The sequence below is a fragment of the Sporofaciens musculi genome (assembly GCF_009830285.1).
GTDB classification, from domain to species: domain Bacteria; phylum Bacillota; class Clostridia; order Lachnospirales; family Lachnospiraceae; genus Sporofaciens; species Sporofaciens musculi.
Genome location: NZ_WUQX01000003.1, coordinates 84023 through 109234 on the forward strand (window position 1 = coordinate 84023; position 25212 = coordinate 109234).

21 protein-coding genes are annotated in these 25212 nt (G+C 41.0%); 20 read left to right on the forward strand and 1 reads right to left on the reverse strand.

Annotated features, from left to right (window positions below; all coding sequences use genetic code 11):
- Positions 1-5 precede the first annotated feature (5 nt).
- From GN277_RS28235 to GN277_RS28310, 16 genes are all read left to right on the forward strand, one after another.
- Positions 6-863 carry a carbohydrate ABC transporter permease gene (locus GN277_RS28235; protein ID WP_322101307.1) on the forward strand — a complete coding sequence of 286 codons (858 nt, stop codon included), beginning with the start codon at positions 6-8 and terminating at the stop codon, positions 861-863.
- Entirely contained in the window at positions 863-1723 is an 861-nt protein-coding gene (locus tag GN277_RS28240; RefSeq protein WP_159757604.1) for a carbohydrate ABC transporter permease, read from the forward strand. The genes GN277_RS28235 and GN277_RS28240 overlap by 1 nt, the downstream gene beginning before the upstream one ends.
- 14 nt (positions 1724-1737) lie before the next feature.
- Entirely contained in the window at positions 1738-3162 is a 1425-nt protein-coding gene (locus GN277_RS28245; RefSeq protein ID WP_159757607.1) for an efflux RND transporter periplasmic adaptor subunit, read from the forward strand.
- Positions 3159-4325: a hypothetical protein gene (locus tag GN277_RS28250; protein ID WP_159757610.1), complete on the forward strand. Its 1167-nt coding sequence runs from the start codon at positions 3159-3161 to the stop codon at positions 4323-4325. Before GN277_RS28245 ends, GN277_RS28250 begins: the two co-directional genes overlap by 4 nt.
- A 147-nt stretch (positions 4326-4472) precedes the next feature.
- Positions 4473-4679 (forward strand): cold-shock protein, encoded by a 207-nt coding sequence (locus tag GN277_RS28255; RefSeq protein ID WP_159757613.1) that lies wholly within the window; start codon positions 4473-4475, stop codon positions 4677-4679.
- A 192-nt stretch (positions 4680-4871) separates the two neighbouring features.
- Positions 4872-5555 carry a response regulator transcription factor gene (locus tag GN277_RS28260; protein ID WP_159757616.1) on the forward strand — a complete coding sequence of 228 codons (684 nt, stop codon included), beginning with the start codon at positions 4872-4874 and terminating at the stop codon, positions 5553-5555.
- Entirely contained in the window at positions 5552-6592 is a 1041-nt protein-coding gene (locus GN277_RS28265) for a sensor histidine kinase (RefSeq protein WP_159757619.1), read from the forward strand. The genes GN277_RS28260 and GN277_RS28265 overlap by 4 nt, the downstream gene beginning before the upstream one ends.
- Positions 6593-6761: 169 nt before the next feature.
- Entirely contained in the window at positions 6762-7427 is a 666-nt protein-coding gene (locus GN277_RS28270; protein WP_159757622.1) for an ABC transporter ATP-binding protein, read from the forward strand.
- A gap of 15 nt (positions 7428-7442) precedes the next feature.
- Positions 7443-10028: an ABC transporter permease gene (locus GN277_RS28275; RefSeq protein ID WP_159757625.1), complete on the forward strand. Its 2586-nt coding sequence runs from the start codon at positions 7443-7445 to the stop codon at positions 10026-10028.
- A gap of 55 nt (positions 10029-10083) precedes the next feature.
- The gene (locus GN277_RS28280; RefSeq protein WP_159757628.1) at positions 10084-10818 is read left to right on the forward strand and encodes a hypothetical protein; all 735 of its coding nucleotides are present in this window, start codon (positions 10084-10086) and stop codon (positions 10816-10818) included.
- 278 nt (positions 10819-11096) lie between these two features.
- A complete protein-coding gene (gene tnpA, locus GN277_RS28285; RefSeq protein ID WP_159751301.1) occupies positions 11097-11552 on the forward strand; it encodes an IS200/IS605 family transposase in 456 nt (151 codons plus the stop codon).
- Between the two features lie 627 nt (positions 11553-12179).
- The gene (locus GN277_RS28290; protein WP_159757631.1) at positions 12180-13538 is read left to right on the forward strand and encodes an AAA family ATPase; all 1359 of its coding nucleotides are present in this window, start codon (positions 12180-12182) and stop codon (positions 13536-13538) included.
- Between the two features lie 96 nt (positions 13539-13634).
- Positions 13635-13853, forward strand: coding sequence for a hypothetical protein (locus GN277_RS28295; protein ID WP_159757634.1), 219 nt, complete (start codon positions 13635-13637; stop codon positions 13851-13853).
- Between the two features lie 65 nt (positions 13854-13918).
- A complete protein-coding gene (locus GN277_RS28300; protein WP_159757637.1) occupies positions 13919-14611 on the forward strand; it encodes a hypothetical protein in 693 nt (230 codons plus the stop codon).
- Between the two features lie 22 nt (positions 14612-14633).
- Positions 14634-14912 (forward strand): hypothetical protein, encoded by a 279-nt coding sequence (locus GN277_RS28305; RefSeq protein WP_160282608.1) that lies wholly within the window; start codon positions 14634-14636, stop codon positions 14910-14912.
- A 21-nt stretch (positions 14913-14933) separates the two neighbouring features.
- Positions 14934-15203, forward strand: coding sequence for a hypothetical protein (locus tag GN277_RS28310; protein WP_159757643.1), 270 nt, complete (start codon positions 14934-14936; stop codon positions 15201-15203).
- 62 nt (positions 15204-15265) lie between these two features.
- Here GN277_RS28310 and GN277_RS28315 read toward each other — a convergent pair whose 3' ends face one another.
- Positions 15266-19954 carry an NACHT domain-containing protein gene (locus tag GN277_RS28315; RefSeq protein WP_159757646.1) on the reverse strand — a complete coding sequence of 1563 codons (4689 nt, stop codon included), beginning with the start codon at positions 19952-19954 and terminating at the stop codon, positions 15266-15268.
- An 828-nt stretch (positions 19955-20782) separates the two neighbouring features.
- On the opposite strand from GN277_RS28315, the gene GN277_RS28320 reads away from it, so the two are divergent.
- From GN277_RS28320 to GN277_RS28335, 4 genes are all read left to right on the forward strand, one after another.
- The gene (locus tag GN277_RS28320) at positions 20783-21436 is read left to right on the forward strand and encodes an ATP-binding protein (protein WP_159757649.1); all 654 of its coding nucleotides are present in this window, start codon (positions 20783-20785) and stop codon (positions 21434-21436) included.
- The gene (locus tag GN277_RS28325; protein WP_159757652.1) at positions 21343-22110 is read left to right on the forward strand and encodes a hypothetical protein; all 768 of its coding nucleotides are present in this window, start codon (positions 21343-21345) and stop codon (positions 22108-22110) included. The genes GN277_RS28320 and GN277_RS28325 overlap by 94 nt, the downstream gene beginning before the upstream one ends.
- A gap of 31 nt (positions 22111-22141) precedes the next feature.
- On the forward strand, positions 22142-23635 hold the full coding sequence (locus tag GN277_RS28330) for a hypothetical protein (protein WP_244325050.1): 1494 nt from the start codon (positions 22142-22144) through the stop codon (positions 23633-23635).
- A 353-nt stretch (positions 23636-23988) separates the two neighbouring features.
- Entirely contained in the window at positions 23989-25095 is a 1107-nt protein-coding gene (locus GN277_RS28335; protein WP_159757655.1) for a tyrosine-type recombinase/integrase, read from the forward strand.
- Positions 25096-25212 lie beyond the last annotated feature (117 nt).

Genomic DNA, 25212 nt, shown 5'->3' on the forward strand with positions numbered 1-25212 from the left:
CTGTGATGATGAATCAGAAAATGAAAACCAGGGGCAGGAAGGATTTGAGGGGTCTGCTGTGGATTCTGCCGAGCTTTCTTGGAGTATCTGTTTTATATCTCCTGCCCTATCTGGATGTATTTCGCCGCTCCTTTACCGGGGCGGTGGATGAACAGTTTGCGGGGCTTAATAACTACAGGAATGTGCTTGGGAATACGGCGTTTTTACTGGCATTAAAGAATACGCTTCGGTTTACGCTGGTCTGCATTCCTATATTGATTTTGGCATCCCTGCTGTGTGCGATCCTTCTGTCTGGAAGTAAATATGGAGGGATTATAAAGAGTGCGTTCCTGATGCCGATGGCATTGCCGGCAGTCTCTGTGGCTCTGCTGTGGCGGCTTTTGTTCCATTCCCAGGGTCTGGCGAACCAGTGGATGGGGCGGCTTGGTATGGAGGGGAGCGACTGGATGAATACCGGGAAAGCATTCTGGATACTGGTGGCCAGCTATATCTGGAGAAACCTGGGTTATGACATCATTTTGTGGATGGCGGGGCTCTCCGGGATTTCGGAGAGCATTTATGAGGCCGCGAGAGTAGACGGGGCGGGTGAATGGCAGTGTTTCTTAAGAATCACGCTGCCGAATCTCAAATCTTCCCTGTATACCATCACAGTATTGTCTTTCCTGAACTCATTCAAGGTGTTCCGGGAAGCCTATCTGGTTGCGGGGAACTATCCCCATGAAAGTATCTATATGACGCAGCATTTGTTTAATAACTGGTTCCAGTCCTTTTCGTTTGATAAATTATCCGCAGCGGCGGTGATGGAGGGCGGAGTGTTATTGTTTGTGATTCTGCTCTTACAGAAAGTATGGAGGATGGATTGATGTATTTTCGGTTGCATTTAGGAAGAAAGGCAGTATGGATTCTTTTAATTGTGCTGGCTCTCCTGGCGGTTTATCCGGTGATTTTTCTAAGCGCAGGCTCACTTATGGGGGCAGATGAACTGGAAGACTGTCTCGGGGCGGTGGTTTCCGGGGCGGAAGGATATGCGAGCTTTCCGGTACTTCCCAAATATCCGACGCTTCAGCATTTTGTAGAGGTACTTTTGGATTCGCCGGAGTTTTTCGTCATGTTCTGGAATTCTATCCTGATCACGTTCGGAGTCCTTGGAGGGCAGTTTGTGGCAGGAACCATGGCGGCATGGGGATTTGCCAGATACGAATTTCCATGTAAAAGAGGGATTTTTCTGCTCTATATCGTACTCATGCTGCTGCCGTTTCAGGTGCTGATGCTTTCCGATTATCTGCTGCTGGACCGCCTGCGGCTGCTTGACAGTCTGTGGGCAGTCATTCTGCCTGGTATGTTTTCTACATTCCCGGTTTTTATCATGTACCGGTTCTTTGCGGAGATCCCGGACAGCTTAATCGAGTCGGCAAGGCTTGACGGGGCCAGGGAGTGGCAGTTGTTCTGGTATCTTGCACTTCCCATGGGATCTTCCGGGATTATTGCGGCGCTGGTGCTTGGGTTTCTGGAATATTGGAGCCTGATTGAGCAGCCTCTGACATTTATCAAGGATAAAAGCAAGCTGCCATTGTCTGTTTTCCTGCCGGATCTTACGATGACGGGGAAAGCAGGGTTTCTGTTTGCCGTATCGGTTGTTACCTTCCTTCCGGCAATCATAGTATTTATGGGAGGCCGGGATTATCTGGAACAGGGAATTATGGCAGGGGCGGTAAAAGAATAGTGAGGTGGATGAAAATGATCCGTAAAAAAGCTTTTGGGATTTTCGGAGGTTTTCTTGCGGTTATGCTTGTATTTACAATTCTGTCAAGAGCGGCAAGCGGCGCCTCAATGGCAAGGGTGGAGACAGTCAGGATATCGACGGGGACGATTGACCATAGGGTGTCTGCAAGCGGCAGGGTAGAGGCAGGAAAAGAGATCGCGGTATATACCGAAGGCGCGCAGCGGGTGGAAGAAATCTTTGTCAGGGAGGGACAGATGGTAGAAAAAGGGGAAGTGCTTTTTCAGATCAGTCTGTCCGAATTGGAAGAGCAGATTACTGCCGCCCGCCAGGATATGGAAAAGATGAGGCTTCAGAACCAGGATATCTTAAACAGCAGAAATCAGGAACAGCAGGATCAGGCAACGGCAAGGAACAGGGCGGCAGAAGATTATGATGCGGCAGTGCTGAAAGGGGAGCAGTCCATAGCAGAGGCGAAAAGCGCATGGGAGGCGGCAGAAGGGGCTCTTCGGGAGTTCCTTGAGAGCAGTGCTGATGAAAGGTTATATAGTCAGGAGCAAGAGATATCCGGGGAAGGCAGTCTGTCTGGACAGACAGATGACAGTGCCGGAGGTGAGGAATCCGGAGCCGAATGGGAAGTGAGGAAGTCTGAGTTGGAGCAGGCAGCGGCAGATGCGAAACAGGCATATGACGAGGCGGTTTCATCCAATGATCAGAACATACTGGCAGCGAAGCGGGCGCTGGAGGATTCATCAAAGGGATTAACTTTAGATAGTACACTAGAACAGAATGAGATTACCAGACAGCAGGAAGAATTGAAACTGAATAAACTTATAGAGCTTAAGGCGGCTGAAGGGAAGATTCAGGCGCCTGTTCGGGGAACAGTGACAGAGATTATGATAACGACAGGAGATTTTACCTCTGACCAGACAGCGATCCGCATGGCAGATGCTTCTGGTGAAAGCTGTCTGACTGTCTCTGTGGACAGGACGGAAGGAGAATTTATAAGTGCAGGAAGCAGCGTGGAAATCAAGGCTTCCGGGAAGACAGAGAAGATCTGTGATTATACGGTCACGGATATCGTTGAAAATAAGGAAGACAAGACGCTGCTGGATATAAGGATTCATCTGCCGGGGGGAGTACTGGAAGCAGGGACATTGGCGGAGGCAGAGATTGTCCGCAAGCCGGAAAACTACGCGGTGACATTGCCTGTGGAGACACTTCATGAGGAAAGGGGCGGTTATTACGTATTGGTTTTGGAGGAAGAACAGGGAGTGTTGGGAACAGAACTGGCGGTACGGCGTTTTGATGTGGAAGTACTGGATAAAAACGGCACTGCCGCGGCATTGGAAGAAGGGGTATTGTCCGGGGAACAGGAGGTTGTCAGCAGTTCAAACAGGATGCTCCAGGAAGGAGACCGGGTGAGAAAGAAGGAAAAATGAAGAAAAGCAGTATGAAAGCATACGGGAAATTTATGGCGAAAATAGCAGTGATTGGGATAGGGATATACCTGTTCTGCCAGTCAGCCGCCTTCTGGGGAGAGTTGCTGTATAGTAAAAATAAGATCCAGTTTTGTCTGGAACAGTCTATAGACGGCCGGGAAGCGGCAGAGCTTCTGAAGCGGGATGAGGAATTTACGAAGGAAAGCGGTTACGAAAAGCCAGAAGCGATATCCGGCGTCTGTATCTGGGGAGAGAAAAAACAGGCCGTTCTGGAAAATAAAAATCTTTCAAGAAAAACGGAAGCAGATGTAATCTTATTCTGCGGAGATATAGAACTGCTGTTTGAGGGCTGCAGGGTACCGGCAACGGATGATATACGGGGCTGCCTGGTAGACGAGCAGACGGCATGGGAATTGTTTGGGGACAGTCAGATTACAGGGATGGAGGTTACTTGTGAAGGGATTCCTTACATGATCAGGAAGGTCATTCCTGGGGAGAAGAAAATTGCGGTTTTCCCTGCAGGCAGCATGGAAGGACGGACATCAGGCATTCAGGATGGATTGAATTTGGGAGAGGAAGAGGGGCAGGGAGAAGGGAACCAGGAGAACCAAAGATGCCTAAGCAGGATTACAGTGTTAAAACCAGCGGCGGTCTCGATGAATGATTTGCAATCGTTACTATATAGCCGGTATGGGGTCGCGGCAATACTTCTTGATTTACAGCTTCTGCGGGGCATAAGTGGATTTTTTGTATTATTGGTTCCGGTTATGGTATGTGTATTTGTCCTCCAGAATTTTTACAAAAGCTATCAAAAACAACAGGAGTGGATCTGGAAAGCGGTGATGGCTGCAGCAGCGCTGGTTTTGCTCATACTGGCATTGCTTTTTATAAGGCAATGGGTGCAGATTCCATATGACTATATCCCGGAAAAATGGTCTGATTTTACCTTTTGGACGGAGTTATGGAAAGAAAAGGCAGATGGTATGGAATACCTGATGAAGATCCAGAAATCTATTTTGGATTTAGAGTGGATGAACAGTTTTTTTAAGAGCATAATCTGGGGTGTGTTGGCAGGGACATTTTTTGTGGCTGGAATTATACTGCTAAAACATAGTGAGTATAATTTAGAACAGTATATGACAAATCCGTCTGATATGGGATAGAAAAGCTTTTGAAATATGGGGTTCCGGGATTTATTCTATTGGTAAGGCAGGAACAGCCGTTAAATATTTTGCGGCAGCTCCTATAACCCAAAAGGATGTCGTAGTTTTATAACTGCGGCATGACAGATTAAGAATGGAGGAACTCATATGGAATATGGAACAGTGAAATGGTTTAATGCAAGGAGAGGCTATGGTTTTTTGACAGGGGAAGACGGCAATGATTATTTTGTCCATCACAGCAATATTGTGATGGATGGCTTCCGGACACTCAGATCAGGGCAGGCCGTAACATATGGAATCGAGAAAGACGATAAGGAAAGAAATATTGCGGTAGACGTAAAATTGGCAGAATAATCGGCGGAGGATAAGAAAAACCAGCAGATAATAGAAACACCGACGGGCAGCGGACAGTTCCTTTCCGGGGTGTTTCTTTTTTGATGTTTCTAATATAAACAGGCTTCTGTGAGATTTCTGTGACATTTGGGTGATAATATTATATAATCCGATGGAATCAGGAGAAAAATAATAGTAGGAGAAGGTGAATATATGAGGATTTTAGTGGTGGAGGACGACCATCTTTTAAATAGTACACTTTGCTATAATTTATCTGCAGGCGGTTACAAGGTAGATTCAGCAAAGACAAAAGCAGAAGCAGCGAAATACTGTGAAGAACAGGCGTATGAGCTGGCTGTTTTGGATATCAATCTCCCGGACGGAAACGGATTCACATTATGCCGGGAGTTAAAAGAAAAGTATCCGGACACTGCCGTTATCTTTCTGACTGCGAATGATATGGAAAGTGACATGTTAAAGGGGTATGAGTTGGGGGCGGATGATTATGTGACAAAGCCTTTTCATATCAGTGTGTTTCGCAAAAAGGTCTCTGCCCTGCTTGCACGGATACAGAAGCAGGCTGGAGGGGAGACCTATGATGACGGGAATCTCTCCATTCATTTCTCTGAGATGACGGCGGATTTTTTAGGAGAACCGATTGCTTTTACATCCATGGAATACCGCCTTTTGAAGGTGCTGGTACAGAACCCGCAGATGGTCCTGACCCGTCAGGTACTTCTTGAGAAGCTGTGGGACTGCGACCGTAATTTTGTAGATGAGCATGCCCTTACAGTTGCCATCAGCCGTATCCGCAGCAAGATAGAGCGCGATGGCTCTCAATATATTAAGACTGTTTACGGCATGGGATATATGTGGATTGGGGGACGTATCAAATGAAGGCAAAAGACATTTCTATAAACAAGGCCAGTGCGGTGCTCTTAGGCATTTTCTGTACACTTTCTGCCGCCCTGCTTGCAGGGATTTATCTGCTGACAGGGGAAAAGGCGGTGCTTCTTGTGGTGCTTCTTTATGTTTTCCTTGTGCTTGTCTGTGTGAGTTTTTTCCTTGCATTGATCCGCCAAAAGCTTCTGCTATTTTCGGACACTCTCTGTCAGCAGTTAGACCGGATGGCAGAGGGAGAGACAGCGCTGATTGAGAGCGAAATGGAAGAAAACCTGTTCTATAAGATTAACCACAGGCTGGTAAGGCTTTATGAAATAATGCTGAAAACGCGCGAAAGCATTGCAAAGGAGAGGACTATGCTGAAAGAATTGATTTCTGACATCTCCCACCAGGTTAAAACGCCTATCACGAATCTTAAGATGGTAAATATAACAATGCAAAAAGAGCCTATGTCAGAGGAGAAACGCACCAGATTCCTGCTGGATAGCGAGACTGAGCTTGACAAACTGGATTTCCTGCTGCAGGCGATGATAAAAACGTCCCGGCTAGAGACAGGCATTATCTCACTGGAGAAGAAGATACAGCCGGTTTATGACACGTTAGCGTCGGCGCTTGGGAGCATCCTGTTTCATGCGGAAAAAAAGCAGATGGAAGTCTCCGTGGATTGTCCGGCTGATTTAAAGGCATATCATGACCGGAAGTGGACAGGCGAGGCATTGTTTAATATTCTGGATAATGCTGTGAAATACTCGCCAAAGGGCGGCAAAATAGATATCCATGTTGAAGGCCAGGAATTATACCTGAAAATTGATATTGCAGATACTGGAAAGGGAATACCTGAAAATCTTCATGGCGCGATTTTCAAACGCTTTTGCAGGGAAAATGGTGTGCATGATACCTCAGGGGTTGGAATCGGCCTGTATCTGGCACGAGAAATTATTACGATGCAGGAAGGCTATATTAAGGTTGCATCGGAAGCGAGCAAAGGTTCTGTTTTTTCTGTTTTTCTCCTGAGAGAGAGGAATGCATAGCTGTCTGGATATTTTCATTGCAACTAAAATGTCACCAAATTGTGAGATTTCATAGTCAAATCTTTGAAATTTACCTGTTCCCGGTGAGATTTCTGAGAGGATTGGCTGTTATGATATGGTCAGGAACGGAGAAAGAAGTTTCCTGAATGATCAGAAAGGATGTGGACATATGAGCATTTTACAGACGACGGATCTTAAAAAATATTATGGCCAGGAGCCGAATATAACAAAAGCGCTGGACGGGATTACCCTTACCATCGGACGAGGAGAATTTGTAGCCATTGTCGGGACCTCCGGAAGCGGGAAATCAACCTTATTAAACATGATGGGAGGCCTGGATAATCCGACTTCTGGAAGTATCAGGGTAAAAGGAAAGGAATTATCCCAGATGAAAGACGAGCAGCTCACGATTTTCCGCCGGCGCAATATTGGATTTGTTTTTCAGAATTATAACCTGGTTCCGATTCTTAATGTATACGAGAATATTGTGCTGCCAGTAGAGCTGGATGGTGACACTGTAGATCAGAAATTCATGATGGAAGTGGTGGGACTGCTTGCCCTTGATGACAAGCTGAACAGTATGCCGAATAATCTTTCGGGAGGCCAACAGCAACGAGTGGCAATTGCAAGGGCGCTTGTGTCAAAACCTGCAATCATATTGGCGGACGAACCGACTGGAAACCTGGACAGCCGGACCAGCAGCGATGTTCTGGGGCTCCTGAAAACTACAAGCTACAAGTTCGACCAGACTCTTGTGATGATTACGCATAATAATGAGATTGCCCAGCTGGCTGACCGCATTGTCCGTATTGAGGACGGCAGAATCTCGGAGTAAGGAGGATGGCTGAAAATGAACGATATTTTATTTGGGAACAATAATCAGACAATGATGAAAAAAATGGCCCATAAAAGCTTTGCCGCAAATAAAAAGAGAAACATGGTTACGGTAATTGCAATCATCCTGACTACCGTGTTGGTGACATCTGTTTTTGGGATCGGTATCAGCTATATGAAAAGTGTAGATAAACAGGCAGTATTGCATCGGGGAACGAAGGCGCAGATTTTACTTGTGAATCCGACGGAACATAATTTATTGTGGCTTAACCGGAATCCGAATGTAGAGAAAATCGGGCTGGAACGTCAGATTGCTACAGCGAAAAATGATCAGGCCCATAAGGCAAATGGGATTTTTCTCAGATGGGCAGATAATGACCAGTGGAAAGAGATGACTATGCCCGCAATGGGTGATGCGCATGGAGAATATCCACAGGAAAAAGACGAGATATTTATGCCTGGATGGCTGTTAGCTGACATGGGAATTAAAAATCCGGAAATAGGGATGGAGATTCGGATGACCTGCCGTTATGGAGGTACAACCATTGACCATCCGGCGTTGTCAGATTTTCAGGAGCAGACATTCAGGCTCTCCGGCTGGTATCAGGATTACAGCGGCAACTATCAGATGGGTAATGCAATCTGTTATATTTCGGAAGAGTACTGGAAAGGGTCGGCTGCCACAGAGGATAACACCCGCTGTGCGGCATCGCTGCTGTTTTCTGATGACGAGACTGCTGCGGCAGAATATCAGGAAATCCTGCGCGGTATGGAGATTGCTGATAACTCGGAACTGAATCTGCTGATCTATTCCGGTTCTAAAGGTAATGTATGGGGACTAACGGCTGTAATATTATTGATTATGCTTTGCGGATATCTTCTTATCTATAATATTTTGTTTATATCGGTGAACAATGATATTCGGTTTTTTGGACAGCTAAAAACGATTGGGACAACAAAGAGGCAGATTAAGAGCATTATATTCCGGCAGATGGGGAAATTATGTATGATCGGTGTCCCTGTCGGTCTAGGAATCGGAGCGGTTATCTCATTCGTGGTTGTTCCGCTAGGAGTTATGGGAATGAGCGGCGGGTATATGATTAAAGACAATAATGCTGTGTCAGTCTCATTTTCACCGGTTATCTATATTGGAGCAGCAGCACTTTCGATTTTAACAACTCTTGTCGGCAGTCTGAAGCCGGCAGGCATTGCCGGAAGCATTTCTCCGATTGAGGCGCTGCATTATCAGGGAATGGCATTGAAAAATAAGAAAGTGAATAAAAGAAAGAATGATACAGAAAAAGGCAGAGCGCCCCATAAAAATAAGCTTTACCGCATGGCATGGAGAAATGTGTTCCGCGGGAAGAAGAGTGCTGTTCTTACTTTCCTATCATTGTTTTTGGGATTAAGCATTTTTCTTGTGACAACGGGAATCCTGTCAAGTATTGATGTCTCGGTAATCGCCGAGCAGTATTTTGCTGAAAACGAGGACATTTCTGTAACATTGTATGATAATTCAAAACCGATGATTACGGAAGAAATGATGTCAGATATTCAGAATATGGATGGAGTTTTGGATGTGACGGCATATCGCAAATGTGCGGATATGGGTTATGAGGATGGATTTGATAATACAAAGGGACCATTTTGCGGATTTCTGGAGATGCTTTATGAAGTGGAACCTGGGCTTGCACAGTATGAGGATGCATATCATACAAGTGATTTGTGGAAATCGAATATCGTAGGGATTAACGAAAGAGAGTTTGGAATTATAAAGGAACATTTAGGTTTGGAGTCCAGCTACGAGGAATTTCAAGAAGGCAGGGTTTCCTTTTATCTCTGTTCTTCGGATATGGTCAAGGCATTTAAGACAGCGCCGCTGCCGCGGTCTCTGGATGTGGTAATCGGAGGAAAGCCGTATGCCTTTGAAATGTCGGTAGTTCCCGTAGACGGGCAGGCGGAATATTTGAATCTGGGTACAGGTCTTATGCCGGAATATGTGATGCCGTATCTGCTGGTAAGTCAGGACTATATGGATGGTCTTGGGCTTAACAGTACCATTCAGAAGCTGAAGATTACTGTAATGGAGGGAATGGAACGGGCAGTAACAGAACAGATTGTCACGAAGTTTGATAATGGCAATGTAGTAATCAATTCTAAATATGACAAAGAACAGGAATTAAACAAATCATTCAGTATGATTTATATGCTTGGCAATAGCTTATCTGCTATTTTACTGTTTATCGGTGTTATGAATTTTATAAATACAATGTCGGTGAATGTGACCGTTCGCAGGCATGAGCTGGCAGTGTTGGAAAGCATAGGAATGACAAAACAGCAGATCTGTAAGATGCTGGTTTATGAAGGAGTTTGGTATTGGACGATTCCCTATATACTTATCCTTAGTTTGGGAACCGCAATATTTACCGGTACATTTTTCTTTGTGAAGAGCAGCTTGATCCCGTATATTACCTATACCTATCCTGCAGTTCCGTTGACAGTATCGGCAGTGATCGTATTTGCCATCTGTATCCTGACGCCGCTTGTGGCTTATTGGTCGTTTAGCGGAGACAGCGTTGTTGACAGGCTGCGGAAGGTGTAATATATTAATATAAATAGCAGACAGTCATTTGAAAATCCACGATTCAGTAACTCCAATGAGGTACAGAGGGTGGGCAGGTATCCCCAGTATTTTGACAAATCGGGGAGCAGGGGTTCGTTTGAAGATGGGAGATGTAGATATGGGAAAGGGCGCAGGCAGCGTATCTATTATAGGCGGGGCAGACGGGCCTACAAGTTTTTTTATTGCTGGAAAAGGCGGTAAGATGAAATTTACAATTCGCATACAGAATTATTTCCGCAAATTGAAGAGAAACAGGATAAAAAGGCGAATTACCGCCAATCCCCATACGATAGAGGAAGTCGTGGAATTGTTGAAACGGGAATATGGTGCGGTGGAGGTTTCGCAGCAATCCCATAATTACCTGGAACAGAAGAAGTCTCTAAAAACATCCCTTGTAATGTGCCATCGCCCGGATTTGCTTGGGGAGTTGATGGATTTGAAGCCACCCAAAGGGGAGGATGTGGAAGCTTTAAAAGCCTTTTGGGAACAGATTCAGGAACGGGAGAAGGTGGCGGCAGAAATTGCAGATGATATTTTCCCTTTAGATTTCCACATATATGAGATTAAGAATCCGGGGAACTACATGATGCAGATAGGGGTGGAAACTGTCTGGCAGGTGCTTGACGGCTCATTCAGCGGGGATAAGAAAACCATGAAGGAATTGAGGAAGCTGTTTAAAAAAATATATCTATATTATGGTGTTACCGCCGAAGATATAAAAAATGAGACGTCGAGGTTTCAGTCACTTTTAGGGGTGTTGTGTTCATAAATGCTCAGTTTTTAACCGGAATGCAGCATTCTGGTCATAGATAAAATCAACTTGAAAAGTCTGTTAAGGAAGGGCGGTCAGAGATGGCTGCCTTTTTATTATCGGCTTTAGCCGGTTGAGTGCGGCGGAGTTTTTCGTGTTCCGAAAAACGGAGGCGTGCGAAACAAAAAACCACCTGCTATGCGGGTGGTGTAGCAAGTGCTTATAGCACAAAAATCACCTTTCCGTTATGATAGAGTTGTTCAAGCTACTACATAACGAAAGGAAAGGTGATTTTTATGGCTAACAAGACGAATAGCATGGCACATACGAAATGGATGTGCAAGTACCATATTGTCTTTACTCCCAAGTATAGACGAAAAGCGATTTATAATCAATACAAAGAAAGTATACGTGACATTATAAAACAGCTCTGCGGATATAAGGGAGTGGAGATTATCGAAGGACATCTGATGCCCGACCATATCCACATGCTGGTAAGTATACCACCCAAGTACAGCGTGTCAAGCTTTATGGGATATCTGAAAGGGAAAAGTGCTCTGATGATATTTGACAAACACGCAAACCTGAAGTACAAATACGGGAACCGGCATTTCTGGGCGGAGGGATATTATGTCAGCACAGTAGGTCTGAACGAGGCAACAATAAAGAAGTATATTCAGGATCAGGAGAAAAGTGACGTTATGCAGGACAAGTTGAGCGTGAAGGAATACGAGGACCCCTTCAAGGGGTAGCCGGTATTACGAACGCCCTTTGAAGGGCGGCGACGAGTCAAGGGCGTAGTGGCTTGAACGAAGTGAAAGCCAGCGTCTTTAGGCGCTGGCCGGTAACAGCGGCTTATAGCCGCAGAGCAAACCACCCGTTTGACGGGTGGTCATGATTATAAGAGGAAATAGTCAATACACTAATTCAATTCTTTATCCGTATATGCACCAGCACAGGGAAAAATACCATTAAAAAAAGTGTAAAGGCATATGCTCGTTATTTACTTTTAAATATTCTTATACTATACTAAGTACATAATCATTATTATATATTAGCTATAGCATAGTTATAGCCATTATTTCAATTCCTGGCAACAGGTCTACGGATTTTTCCTGCATAATTTATGCAGGTTTTTTTATGCAAAATTATAAAAGGAGGATAAAACAAAATATATAATAATGGACACTTACTGGATTACTAATGTCCAATAAGGTATGGTACTACAAATTTGTTGACAAAACAGATATATTTTTACAGAAGGGAGAATGCTATGCAAAAGGGCATAAAACACGTAACAAAAGGTTATTGTTGGAAATCACTGAGGAATCCGCTATAATTCATTTAGACAGAATGATTGAATCGCAAGGAGTGTGATTATGGACAATTATTTGAAACGGCAGGTATACGACTGCCTTCTCACATGGACAAATCATTCGGAACATTCCACACTGGAGGTATCGGGCGCCCGTCAGGTAGGAAAGACATATATTGTAAATAAATTTGCCGACGAGCAGTACAGGCAGAAAATATATGTCAATCTTCTTGAATTTTCAGGAGAAATTTTTATTGAGCATTACAATGATCTGCGAAGAGAGATTAAGGACGGATTGTCGTGTGAAAACCCTGTTTATGAGCTTATCAAGAGGTACCGGCCTGATTTTGTGGATTCTGATGATACAGTTATCATTATTGATGAAATTCAGGAATCAGCGGCTATTTATAACCGGATTCGTGAATTTACCCATCTGCTGAAGAGTGATTTTATCATCATTGGAAGTTATCTTGGAAGAATCCTGAATAAAGAATTCAAATATTCTGCCGGCGATCTGGACTCCATTGAAATCCAGACACTGAATTTTGAAGAGTTCCTTATAGCGATGGGGAAGCACTCTCTCTATGAAGGCATTGATCTTTATGGAAACAGTGAAGAGGCAGTATATGAAGAACTAAGCGATCTGTATAAGATATACACGTCCATCGGCGGATATCCGGCAGTAGTATTGCAATATTTAAAGAACAACTCTATAGATGACTGCCAAGAAGTATTACTGAGAATCATTAAACTTTTCATCAATGAAAGCAAGCGATACTTTCAGGATATTCTTGATGAAAAAGTGTATGACAATATATTTTCCTGTATCGCCCGGATTCTTGTAAAAGAGAAAAAGGAATTTGAAAAGGATAGCTTCAGTGAAAAACTTCAAAATATTGTCGTAAAAGATTATTCCAGCAATGTTTCTAAAATGTCTGTTAACCGTGCAGTAGACTGGTTAAGCAGTTCCGGGATCATTGGTTTTGCGGGAAAACTTCCGGAATGTAATATTTTGGATTTTAAGGCAAAATCCCGTTGTTACTTTATGGATGTCGGACTTACATCCTATTTTCTGATGCATATTGGCTGCTCCGAAGCTGATATAGCGGGAATCGTAAATGAGAATTTTGTATATCTGGATTTGAGACGCAGGATCGGCCATCCAAGTGAGATTGCATTGGAAATACCTGCATTTGCAACACTGGGCAATGGTGAGATAGATTTTTACGTCAAAACCATTAAGGGTCATAAGAGTTATGCTGTTGAAGTTAAGGCCGGAAAAAAGAACAGCAAAACGATACAGACTGTATTAGAACGCAACAAGGCTGATTTCATTCTATTTGCCAAAGGCAATACTCACGGGGGAATTGCAGATAATGTATATACCATCCCAATTTATGGAATCGGAAAATTCTTATTTTAATTTAATATGGCAATTAACAGAGAATCTCAAAAAAGGGGTTCTCTATTTTATTGCTATGAATAATATTTGCCAATGCAATAATGAAGAGGTTGCCCCATGAATTTCGGATATATCGGGAAATATGTGCCGCTAAGGAAGACGTATATACCAAAGGAGAATTATCTTATGTATGAATATGATTATGAGCAGGAATTAAGAGAAAAACAAAATGAAATCGACAGACTGGAAATACAGCTTGCAGAATGCCCGCGAGAAATCTGGCGTCTGCGCAATGTTTGCCGGGAATATGAGGAACAGATTTGTCAAAGCAATTAAAATTTCAAGGAAAAATATAAGTATTTTATAGGAGGAGATATTTTATGAGAGTGAAAACAGAAACTATGGTTCAAAAAGAAGATGGAACCAGGATTTACAAACCGCGGACGATTCAGGAAGTGTTCAATGACATCAAAAAAATATTGACAGAGGAAGGGCTGTGTCCAGAGGAGTATTTTACCCTTAGTTATCCAACGGGCTGTCATGCCGATGAACCTTTTCCTGAGATTTCCGGTTTGTTCTGTAATGCACAGTGGGGTGGAAGTGAAGGAATTTATTTGGATATTGCTATAAACGTCTTTGATTCAGAAGAAAAGAATTACAAGCAAATATCATTTATTACAGGAAAAACTTTATCTGAATCAGGAGATGCTTTTGATCGCATGCAGTATATTGGCGGTTATATCTATCGTCTGCTTATGGGGGATGGGAATGTCCATGCAAGATATATTCTTTTGCATAATTCCAGACAAGATAAAGCGGCATTAGATGAAAAGCTCAACCATGAATTTATAAGTCTTATGAAGAAACATTTATACAGTCAAAAAGAGGATTCTGTAATTGATACTGAGGAACTGGCTCTCAAAGCCATAATCTTAAAAGTGGTTTCAGCCAAGCCATTAGCAGAAAATAAGCTTAAGCAGTTATTGGAAGCAGATAATGCATTAGATATACTCTATCACTTATGCAAACCTGTTATGCCGGCAACCCTCTACGAGATTGAAGACATTATCGCATCTGTTGATACATTTTCATAAAGGCTATGTGATGGTGATAGTAATGAATATGTATAAGTATGTTGAAGTGGTTCATTTTAAAGATTCAGAGGTCATTGATTATTTTATGGAACTGCAGAAAGAAGATATAGATGCAGCACTTTTATATCTAAGCCAATGGGATTATGGCGAGAATGACACCCAGAAAATTCTGATACGCCAAGAAGTATTTGATGGATTATTATATGTTAAGTGCTTAGAAAGTAATAAATATTTAGCGTTATGGCAAATAGGTATAGAGGGCATTACATTATATAGGAAAGTAACATGTAAATCTGCATAACTGAAAGGAACGGTATTTACCATGACAGATGGGGAAAGACTGGTATATTTAATTCTGGGGAACATTGGAGACGAAGTTGCATTAAGAAATATTTGCGAAGCTCACATTGTAGAAATGGAAGAAATTGATGATCGAGAGAAGGAGTTTCTTATCCATACAAATCAGTTTTACAGTAATGTTGAAGCATTTATGGATTTACATCTTGAAACAAAAGAGGAATTTGATTATCTTCTGGAAAGCGGGGATATTGTGAAAACTTCGGATGGCTTTGTTTGGAAAAATGTTGTTTGATTAGTAATTATTATAGTAAATGGCAAGGGGCTGTCGGTTATAGATAGCCCCATATTGTATTTTTATATTACTAACCCACCATTGTCTCGAATCAGAGCCTTGGTGTCTTCATCCGCTATAATATTTTTGAATTTACATCCGCAGATTGCAATTCCCGGTGTGTAAGGAATTTCATCATACATTCTGCCATTCCTCGCGTTTACCTGAATCAGACGGTAATTTTCATAGCAGCATAAAAGCCGGCCATCTCCTGATGGAATCGCATAATCCCAGTATGCATGAGTATATTCATCCGCCTCACCTTTATAATCAAAGAAAAGCGGATGTTCTGATTCGTTTTTCATATCCTCCCAAAGATATAATTCTTCATAGTCACGGATACATACTGCTTGTGAGAAATCATCGCTGAGATAACTATAGCAGTAATTGGTTCCGCCAACCCGTTGTGGGTTATCAATCGAAAAATCATGCCTGACATAAAGGAACTGGAAAAGGCCAAGCTTCTTTGCAGGTATTTTCTTTCGTATTTCTTTTTTATATTCGAAGCATTCCACTGTCAAAAATCGGTCAATAGTAACATCTTCTGTCATAAAAAAGCCTCGCGTCAACCAATAAGATTGTATGCCGTCTTCACCATATCCTCCGCCAACTCCCATATCATGATTTTGATGTACAAATGCTTCCGCCAATTCCGGTGGCAATGTCGGGATATAATATCCCCATTTTCGCTGATACGAACAGGAATCTTTTTTCCTGATACGTCTGTAATAATCACAGCGGGGACGTACTGATTTTTCATAGCCAGATTTTCTGGCTGCGATTGCGATCTGTATCTCATTCCCCATATAGTCAGCACCGACAAAAGATTCATTGGATCCAGCTTGATGCTCTGCCAATATATAAGAGAGATTTGTCTGGAATTCATATTCTATGCAGGAATCTAACGTACAAATCAAAAGACAAGAACCATCGGGACTGAAATTCATACTCTCCGTAAAATCATTTTTCATAGCAGAGAAAATAATATGACTGGAACTATCACTCAGATCCAACACCTTTATAAATTCATGGCCCGGACGGCAAAAGCGAAGAGCAAGGCGCTGCGTCTCCTCATGATATGCACAGTCCTCTATATAATAGTCCGTATAAGGGAAACAATACGCTGCAGACAGCTTCTTATCATAATTTTCAAAAATAGAAACGCCATTATACTGATGGACCAATATACTACGGTTATGTGAAGGATCTGCAATAAGCCCCGTACAGCCATAATACACGGAATTATACCGTGGCGTCAGGGAATCCGTATCAGTGTTCCACTCATATACAGTCCGGTCGCTTCTTACCAAAATGCGGTTGCCAGAAGGGGCAGTTGTCGTCTGTATGCGCAGGCCGTCTTCAATTTCTAATTCATATTCTGTCAGGAGTTTGTTCATAGGTCCCACAGAATATGCCATGATAATACCATCCCCCTGCTCGGAAGAAAGATCCATCTCATAGCAAATATCCGGATACATGAGGTAACATTCATTCGGACTGTCTGCAGAAGGAAGAATAAAAACCGGACTCCCATTTCCCAAGGTGATATTTTCCCAGACCGGTTCTGCCAGCAGAAAGTCACAGTCAAATTTCTCCAAACGTTTATTTGTATAATTGTATAACAGAAAACAATTTGTGCTATAAAAATAACTGGCAGCAGGAAGCGTCCCTGAAGTAGAAACAAAGGAGTAAAGTTCCTCCATCTTTTTTGAAGTGGGATACCATTTATATAAAATACAAGGAATTTCCTGTTTGCTTCCGGATTCTTCCCATTCATCATCCATATCAAACCAATCATCTTCCCCTTCGTTTTCATCAGAAAGGTAAGACGCATCCTCACCAAGTTCAAATTCATTATATTCACTGGTAAAAGCATATACCGGAGATTCTGCATCCTTTGTATAAAGATCCGTATGCTTCATAAAATCAGCAATCATTTCTGCATATTTTAGGGAACCGTCCGGAATATGGAAACAACATAAGTAATGGCGGTCAATAAGGAGCAGAAGATGATGCATGTCTTCAGTAAAGGAAAGCGAGGTAAGAACCTGGCCTTTTTGCGGCGGAATCAGGAGTATTGGCTTGTCTTTTATGTCGGTCAGGTCAAACAATACGGCATGTGCGCCTTCTTCTGTCGGAATTTCAGGCTGAACTTTCACCGCTAACCAATGACCATCATGGGAAATCTGCATAAAGCCCCGCGAAGAAAAATCACGGAGCCCTTCTGGGGACTCTGAATGAAGGGCATATTCCAGTTTGCCAGAGCGTACATCCCAGCACTTAATCGTTCCGGCCTGATCCAGAGAATAACAGTTGTTCTTATAATAAACATATTCTATCACATCATCCAGATGTTCAGCTGTCTCAAAGCAATCAGCATAGAGGGAAGAACAATTGAAATTCGCTGTCAGATTCTTTGTTGCCCCTTTTTTGCTGCAAGGGATATTGAATAGATTACAGTGCCGAAAATCCAGACAAGAAAGATTCATGCCAGAAAGCTCTTTTCTTCCACAGACAATAGCAGAAAGGATATTCTGTAGCAGATAGTGAATATCTTCCTGATCAGCGGTCAATACACGGCAAAAATCTAATGCTTTTGTCAGAATACACTGTTCTGCAAAATCTGGCGCCGGTAATGTCCAGTTCCGGGAGTTTTCATTGATTACGGGCTGATTACGGTGTTCCATCAGAATCTGGCTGATAAAACTGACCTTATGGCTCTGCCAGTAATTCTGATTCAGATAGTATTCATAAGAGCCGGCCGGAAATATACTGTCTTTTCCCAAAAACACTGACGGCGTAATATAGGGAAACATACGTAGCAGCTGTATATCAAAAATAGCAGAGAAATAGTCTCTAAAATGATGGTGTATAAAAGCATAGCGGGATTGCCCGCCTGTACCTGCAAAAGTATCCGAATAATGATATAGGATTCCGAGATAACTGTGAATACAGGCAATAATATCTGTAATACGAAGGGAACCATCTTCCAAATACAGCAACTGCACAGCTTCGTTGAGTACAGCTTTTTCGGAACGGAAATCTTCAAAAGGAATGGCGCTGCTATCTGAAAACAGACCCTCCAACACCCTGAAGGAATCAAGGATATATTTTTCAAGCTCTGAAGCAGAAAGAGAAAAAGTCTCTTTGTCCTCAAAAATCCATCCGATATACGGAAGGACAAAATCAAGGATAACCGCCGTTTCTGCCGCTGTCAAAGGGTTCGTACGGGTATCGTCTGAACGCTGTCTTGCATTATAAAACGAAGACTTTCTATGAAAAAAACAGTATAAGATTTCTCCGGATGTTTCTGGCAACAGTTCCATTTCTCCATATTCGGATGCAAACATACACAAAAAGAGAGGAACACGGAGACAGGTAACCAATTGCTTATTTGCCATCGTAATACCTATGGATGTATCAGGCATCCCGCACTCTCTTAAATATTCTATGATATCAGAATCTTCCAATCCTAACAGCCTTATTGTCTGGAGTTTCTGCATAAAGGCAGCAGACTGTGTTTCTCTGCTGGTTGTAATCATGCGTATATTGGGATAGGAATGTAGTACAGAGATTTCATCGCTTAAGTAGGAGCGAACAGACTTCCCCCTTGATGAAGTCTCTGTACTAACTTCATTAAATCCATCTAACAATAGAAGATATTCTGGAACTCCATTCGAAGGTGTCCTTTGAAACTCTTTTTCTATTAATATAAGATTTTCAGACTTGACTGCGGCAAGTGATGAGTGATTCTCCAACATTTGGGCTATGTACCTTGTGATAAAATTTGTCTTTCCATAAGTAGGATCATACCAGTTACCAATCGTAACGGGACATCGGTTCAATTCAATAAAAATGGGGATTTGTATACCCCGCCTGTACGGATGATATTTCTCTTTATCAGATGATGTATCCAAAAAACATTCAGTCAAAAGCTGTTGGAGGAAAGTTGTTTTGCCGATTCCGCCTTCTCCAATTACTACCATATCAAGAGTATCTTTTGAACATAATTCTATAATAGAAGAGATAACTCCGTCTGCAGTCTCACCACGAAGATTTAATATACTGTCAGTTATATATCCTTTAGGAAGAAGGCGTTTAATGATATCTAAGGAATAAAATCGATTCCCCTCCTCATGGGAAAGCTGGAATGCTCTTACAGAGGCATCCCAAATTCTATCTGTCATAGGATAAGATTGTATATAGCAGCAATCGTTAATCCCCATAAAGTGCAGACTTAATTTATAATTCTCTTTTATGAATGGAGATTTAAGTTTTGTCTGACGGGTATTATAATTCCCCAACAATATACAACTTGCAATCAAACTTGCCATATGAGAAGGGTTATTCGAATCAAAACTACTCAACAATTCTTTTTTATAAGTCTCTGGAAGATATGAACATTTCTGAATCTGTGTACACAGTTCATTATATAAGTGTTTGTTTTTATAATTGATTTTACTAATGTAGTTTGTCTCTATCCATTCGCAAAAATCAAGAAACCCTTTACGAGAACGAAATCTCTTTGTAACCTCACCAGGCAATGTACGCCGTCCTTTTGAATTACTGAATATTTTTTTTACCGTATCTTCCAAATCAAGCTCCGTAGGAGTGTCCGTACGAAGAAATAGAAGTTCATAGAATTCCTGGTTTGTATAGTTTAAATGATCAATTTCATCAAGAAGTAAATGAAGGATGTCAGCAAGTAACATTTGATTCTCCTTTCGCCACCAAAATGTCCTCCCTTATGCCACTGACGGCCATCAACAAGTATGATTTAATTAATACATCAGGAAGACATAGTAATCTGTATAAAACTATTTTAGCACATTTATTTGTGGCTTCATAGATATTTACATCTTATCGTGGAAACCGGAAAACAGAATAGACGGTGTCTTACCAGATATATAATCAATAGAAACGGAGGTAAAGGAGATGGGTATTTCAGAAGTTGTCGATATTATTTCATGTATTTTTCTAATTCTTACATATGTTGATCACAGAAATAAGAAGGATGAATAAATACAAGTTATAATGTAAGCATGACGAACAACCAATTTGTCATGTTTACATTATACGCATCCGGTGACATACATTCCTTAAGGGTTACAGTCTTTTATAAATCTTTAAGGGATTTGTGTTGCTTAAGATAAAATGATATATTGTCCTATATGCGGAATTCGGAGAAGCGCAGAGACATGCCAGAGGATGTGAAGAAAGCCGTCACAGATTATGTGAAGACAACTCCCTTAGCGGAGGGCCCGACTATCTGTATGGGCATGGAACAAGGGACTGTGTGGCGTTGCTGAAGAAGCTGGGAATGCTGTAACAAGAAAAGGGAAGTACACTGCTTAGTCTTACGATGATAATAAAACTAAAAATACGGAGAATGACTTTTTAGGTGTTTCATGGTAGAATAAAATAAAATGTGGGAGGCATGCGATACGTAAGTTGAAGGTTTATCGGGATACCTCAATGGTCAGCTACCTGTAACAGGCAGATTTGTAATGCGAAATTAGAAAGGGACTTCAGAAATTATAATGAACAATATAGAGTTTGAGAGGGAAGTAGCAGAATTAATTGGACGTCGTACAGAAGGAGAATATTGGGACTTCAAACAGCAATGGTATTTAAATAATACGGATCTGCTCCATGATATTATCTGTATGGCAAACAGTCCAGCGAATAGGGACTGCTATATTATAATTGGTATTGAAGATGAAACATTTAAAATTTTGGGAGTTGATGCGAATAATAGAAAGAACCAGCAAAATGTTATTGATTTACTTCGCCAAAAACCGAAATGGGCAGGCGGTCATATTCCGGAAGTATATGTCAGAACCATCCAGATAGATGATAAGGAGCTTGATATAATTATAATAAAGCAGAGTAATAACATTCCGTTTTATCTTTTAGAAGATTATACGAAAGAAGGTCCTCCAATATTTAAGGGGGCTATCTATACAAGAAAAGGGGATACCAATACACCGAAAACATCCACCGCTGATTTATATGATACTGAGATTCTGTGGAAACGGCGTTTCGGGCTTTTATACAATCCCTCTCAACGGACAAAATTCTACCTGGCAGATTTAGAAAATTGGGAATTGGTCGATGGAAAAACGAACAAGTTTGGAATAAGTCAGTTTTTCTTTTTTATAAACCAGATCCAGATTTTACAATTTACTTTTTAAGGAAGCCGGATGATGAGAATAATTTTTCTAAAGATATTAATGATGATGCAATAGGCTCTTTGTCTTATTATTTATTTGCGTTTTGCAATGTGAGTTTTCATACCGATTATTCAAGCAGGGAAGAGGTTATTTTATATTATAGGGAAGTTCCTTTGTTTTCGGCACCACTGGAATGTGTTGATGAGGGACGGACAAGTCTTGTGCCACCAGAATTTGTCACAGACCCATATTATATCAGTGATAGTTTTCGCTATCTTATGTTCGAGTTTGTTTTTCAGCATCGATGTAGAAATTATTCTGGAGAAGCAAAAGAGATGTTTCGGCGCGTCATACCCGTATATAAAAGTGAACAGGAACGTGATGAATTTGAAAATTATATAGAACAAAAAGGATTTCCACATTATGCAATAGGAAAACGAAAATTATCTGGAGAGGCATTGAAAAGATTTGAATTTACAGAGATTGGGATTTATAAAGCATTTGGTGATCCTGCTGCACCAGAGCAGATCGCAACTGAACTGAAAGGAAAACCATACTTGGTGGTTTGCTTTGCCCATCCGGATAATAAAGATTTGACTGGGATCGTGAAAGCTCTGAGAACAGGAAAGATGTTGGTGGACTGGTTGGATGAATGGCGGAAATACACGATAGAAGATAATAATTATCAATTGTAATGGTTGTCTTGTGAGACAAATATTCTGGAGGATGGAAAATGTGAGGGATTTTATTGGATACATAAAGGAATATTCTACGGAAAATTTTATATACACGTTTGCAGAAATTTCAATTGAAATTTATAGAAATCATCTAAAGGGCAATGGCGGGGAAGGGCTTCATTGTACAAAGACATTTCCATTAAATATTCTGTCACATGGATTCCTTCCCCAAACAGTTCCAGTAATGCTGTCAGCTTGGGAAATTCCTGATATGGTATATGCTTCTATATGCAATGCCAATGATTACAGGAAGAGAGTAGTGACAAAGGATGAAATTGGCCGTATTGTAAATTTATATCGGGGATATGTAGACGATAAACCGGGAAGTGAATATTTAAAATATGCTGAGTTGGCTGATGTATTTAAATATTTAACGGGTATAACATCTGAACAATTTCGACACGAAGCGTTGGGATGGGTTATACAAAACTTCAATCGGAATTACCATATGTTACTTGGATCTTCTAAAATTAGCAGAGATAAGATATTAAATATCAATGAGATAGTACAGAAAACATTTGGAATGAGTGTAGATGAACTGCTGACGATAGAGTTGATTATTGTGTGGCTTTGTTCAAAGGATGCTAAACCATTGTCTGCGCCAGAAGATTTATATTATAAAAAAACAGGAAGTTTTCTTACGAAAGAAAATCTTCGAAGAGTTATAGAATACTATTCTACAACATACGAAGAAGTGAGAAATAGCAAACTAGAAAAGCAAATATTTTATAGCAAGCCATTTGTATGTACCCAGAAAAGTAAAGAATATATTATGATCAGTATGTATTTACTCCAGATGGTCATTGCAGATGGATTATATTGGCTTATCAGAGATTACTATTTGAATAATAAAATGGGACAAGTCTATATGAACGCTTTTGGAGAGATGTTTGAGGATTATTTTGAAGAACTCATGATAGAGTATATGCCTGATGATTCCTGGCATAAAATAGAAACCGGGAAAAAGAAAAGTGCAGATTATTATTTGGAAATTGAAAATGCAGTTTTCTTGTTTGAATTAAAATCAGGCTTGATGAGGATAGGCGGAAGGCAGCAGACTCCTAATATTGATCAAATAGATGATTTTTACCGCAGAAATATTGTTGAAGCTTACGAGCAACTAAAAAATTCTGCAGAAGACTATCAGGGAACAAAGCCTGTTATAAAAATCTTTCTTCTATATGAATTTTCAAATAATACACAGTTGATAATGTCATCAATACCAAAGATTTTTGATAACGACAAGGAATGCTATATTATGTCAATACAGGATTTGGAGATATTTCTGTCAACATATAAGAATGAGAGGGGAAAATTTGACAGGGTTGTAGAAGTGATGTTGAATAAAAGTAGTTTGAAAACAGAGTATAACAGTGTGCTGAATATTTTGAACGATCAACAGGCAATAAAAAATTTTCACTTCGTAGAAGAAAAAGATTATTTGAAAAAGATAGTAGACAAATTAGAGATTGAATTGGAATAAAAAAAAGACGATAATCAAAAACAGCTGCCTTTTATCATGAGCGGAACTTATCCATGGCAAAACTGCTCTTCATTAGCCTCTACATTCGTAAGCTCCGCGAAGATCTGCAGAACTATGTGTGCAACATCAGTAACCGTGAGGCGTGGAGAGAGCGGATGAAAACAAAAAGAATCTTCCGGTAACTATTGTGGTGGTTCTGAAAGATTAAAATAAACGTGTATTGGTGGCTCTCAAGCATTAGAATATTCTCATTGACAATTATACCAGAAAATAGTATGATAGTATTCATATATTATTGCGTGAAATGCAGATTTTACGCAATAATTGGGTGAAAGAGAATAGAGGATTATTTTATGAGTGAATATACGGATACTGTACGAACACAGAATATACTGGCTTTGAGGGCGTTGCTGAAGCAAATGCCTCCTTTTTGTACGGATTATTTTAGGGGAATTGCTTCGTCAACATCTCCAAGGACACAGACTGGGTATTGCCGGGATATCTATACCTTTTTACAATTTGTTGTTATGAGAAATCCCATATACAGGGATTCCGAAATTAAGGATATTCCCCTTAAAGTCCTTGAGGAAATGACGCCGGCGGATATCGACGAATATCTGGAACATCTTAACTACTATATATTTGAAGGAACTGAATATAGAAATGGCGAATCTGCAAAAGCACGGAAACTGTCTGCCCTTAGTAATATGTACAGCTTCTTTAATAAACGGCAGATTGTTTCAAATAATCCCTTAAATGCCATTGAACGGCCCAAAGTTCATGATAAAGTAATCATTACACTGGATCAGGAACAGATATTTGATTTAATGGATGCAGTCGAAAGCCCGACTAATATGACAGACCGCCAGAAAAAGTTTCATAATCTTACCATGGCTCGTGACCGTGCTATTTTAACATCATTTTTGGGGACCGGAATGCGAGTATCAGAATTGGCCGGATTGGATGTTACAGATGTAGATTTTAATAATCAGACGTTCCGTGTGATCCGGAAAGGCGGAAATGAAGCATACATATACTTTGGAGATGATGTCCGGGACGCCCTCTGCTACTATTTGGGTATTCAGGAAGAGCCAGAAAATACGAACGAAGAGATAAAACAACTATCCCCCAGGGATGCCCTATTGAAAGGCAATGATGAAGAGAAAGCATTATTTCTCTCGCTTAGAGGGAATCGTATGGCGGTCCGCAGTATCGAGGCTATGGTTAAAAAATACTGTACAATGATAAATACAAATAAGAAAATTACCCCTCATAAGCTTCGGAGTACATATGGAACAGCTTTATATAAAGAAACTGGAGATATTTATCTGGTAGCGGATGTTCTTGGACATAAAGATGTAAATACTACCAAAAAGCATTATGCCGAAATGACCAATGATAATCGGAAACGTGCGGCAAATATTGTCCCTTTGAAAAAAACACATGAGAAAAGCACATAAAAAGAGGGCGGAATTTTAAAGATTACCATGTTATGATACATATAATATAAAGTATTAACACTATAAATGTAAATCATAATTCAGCCTGCAAATAAAAAGTCAATAGAAAATTGAATA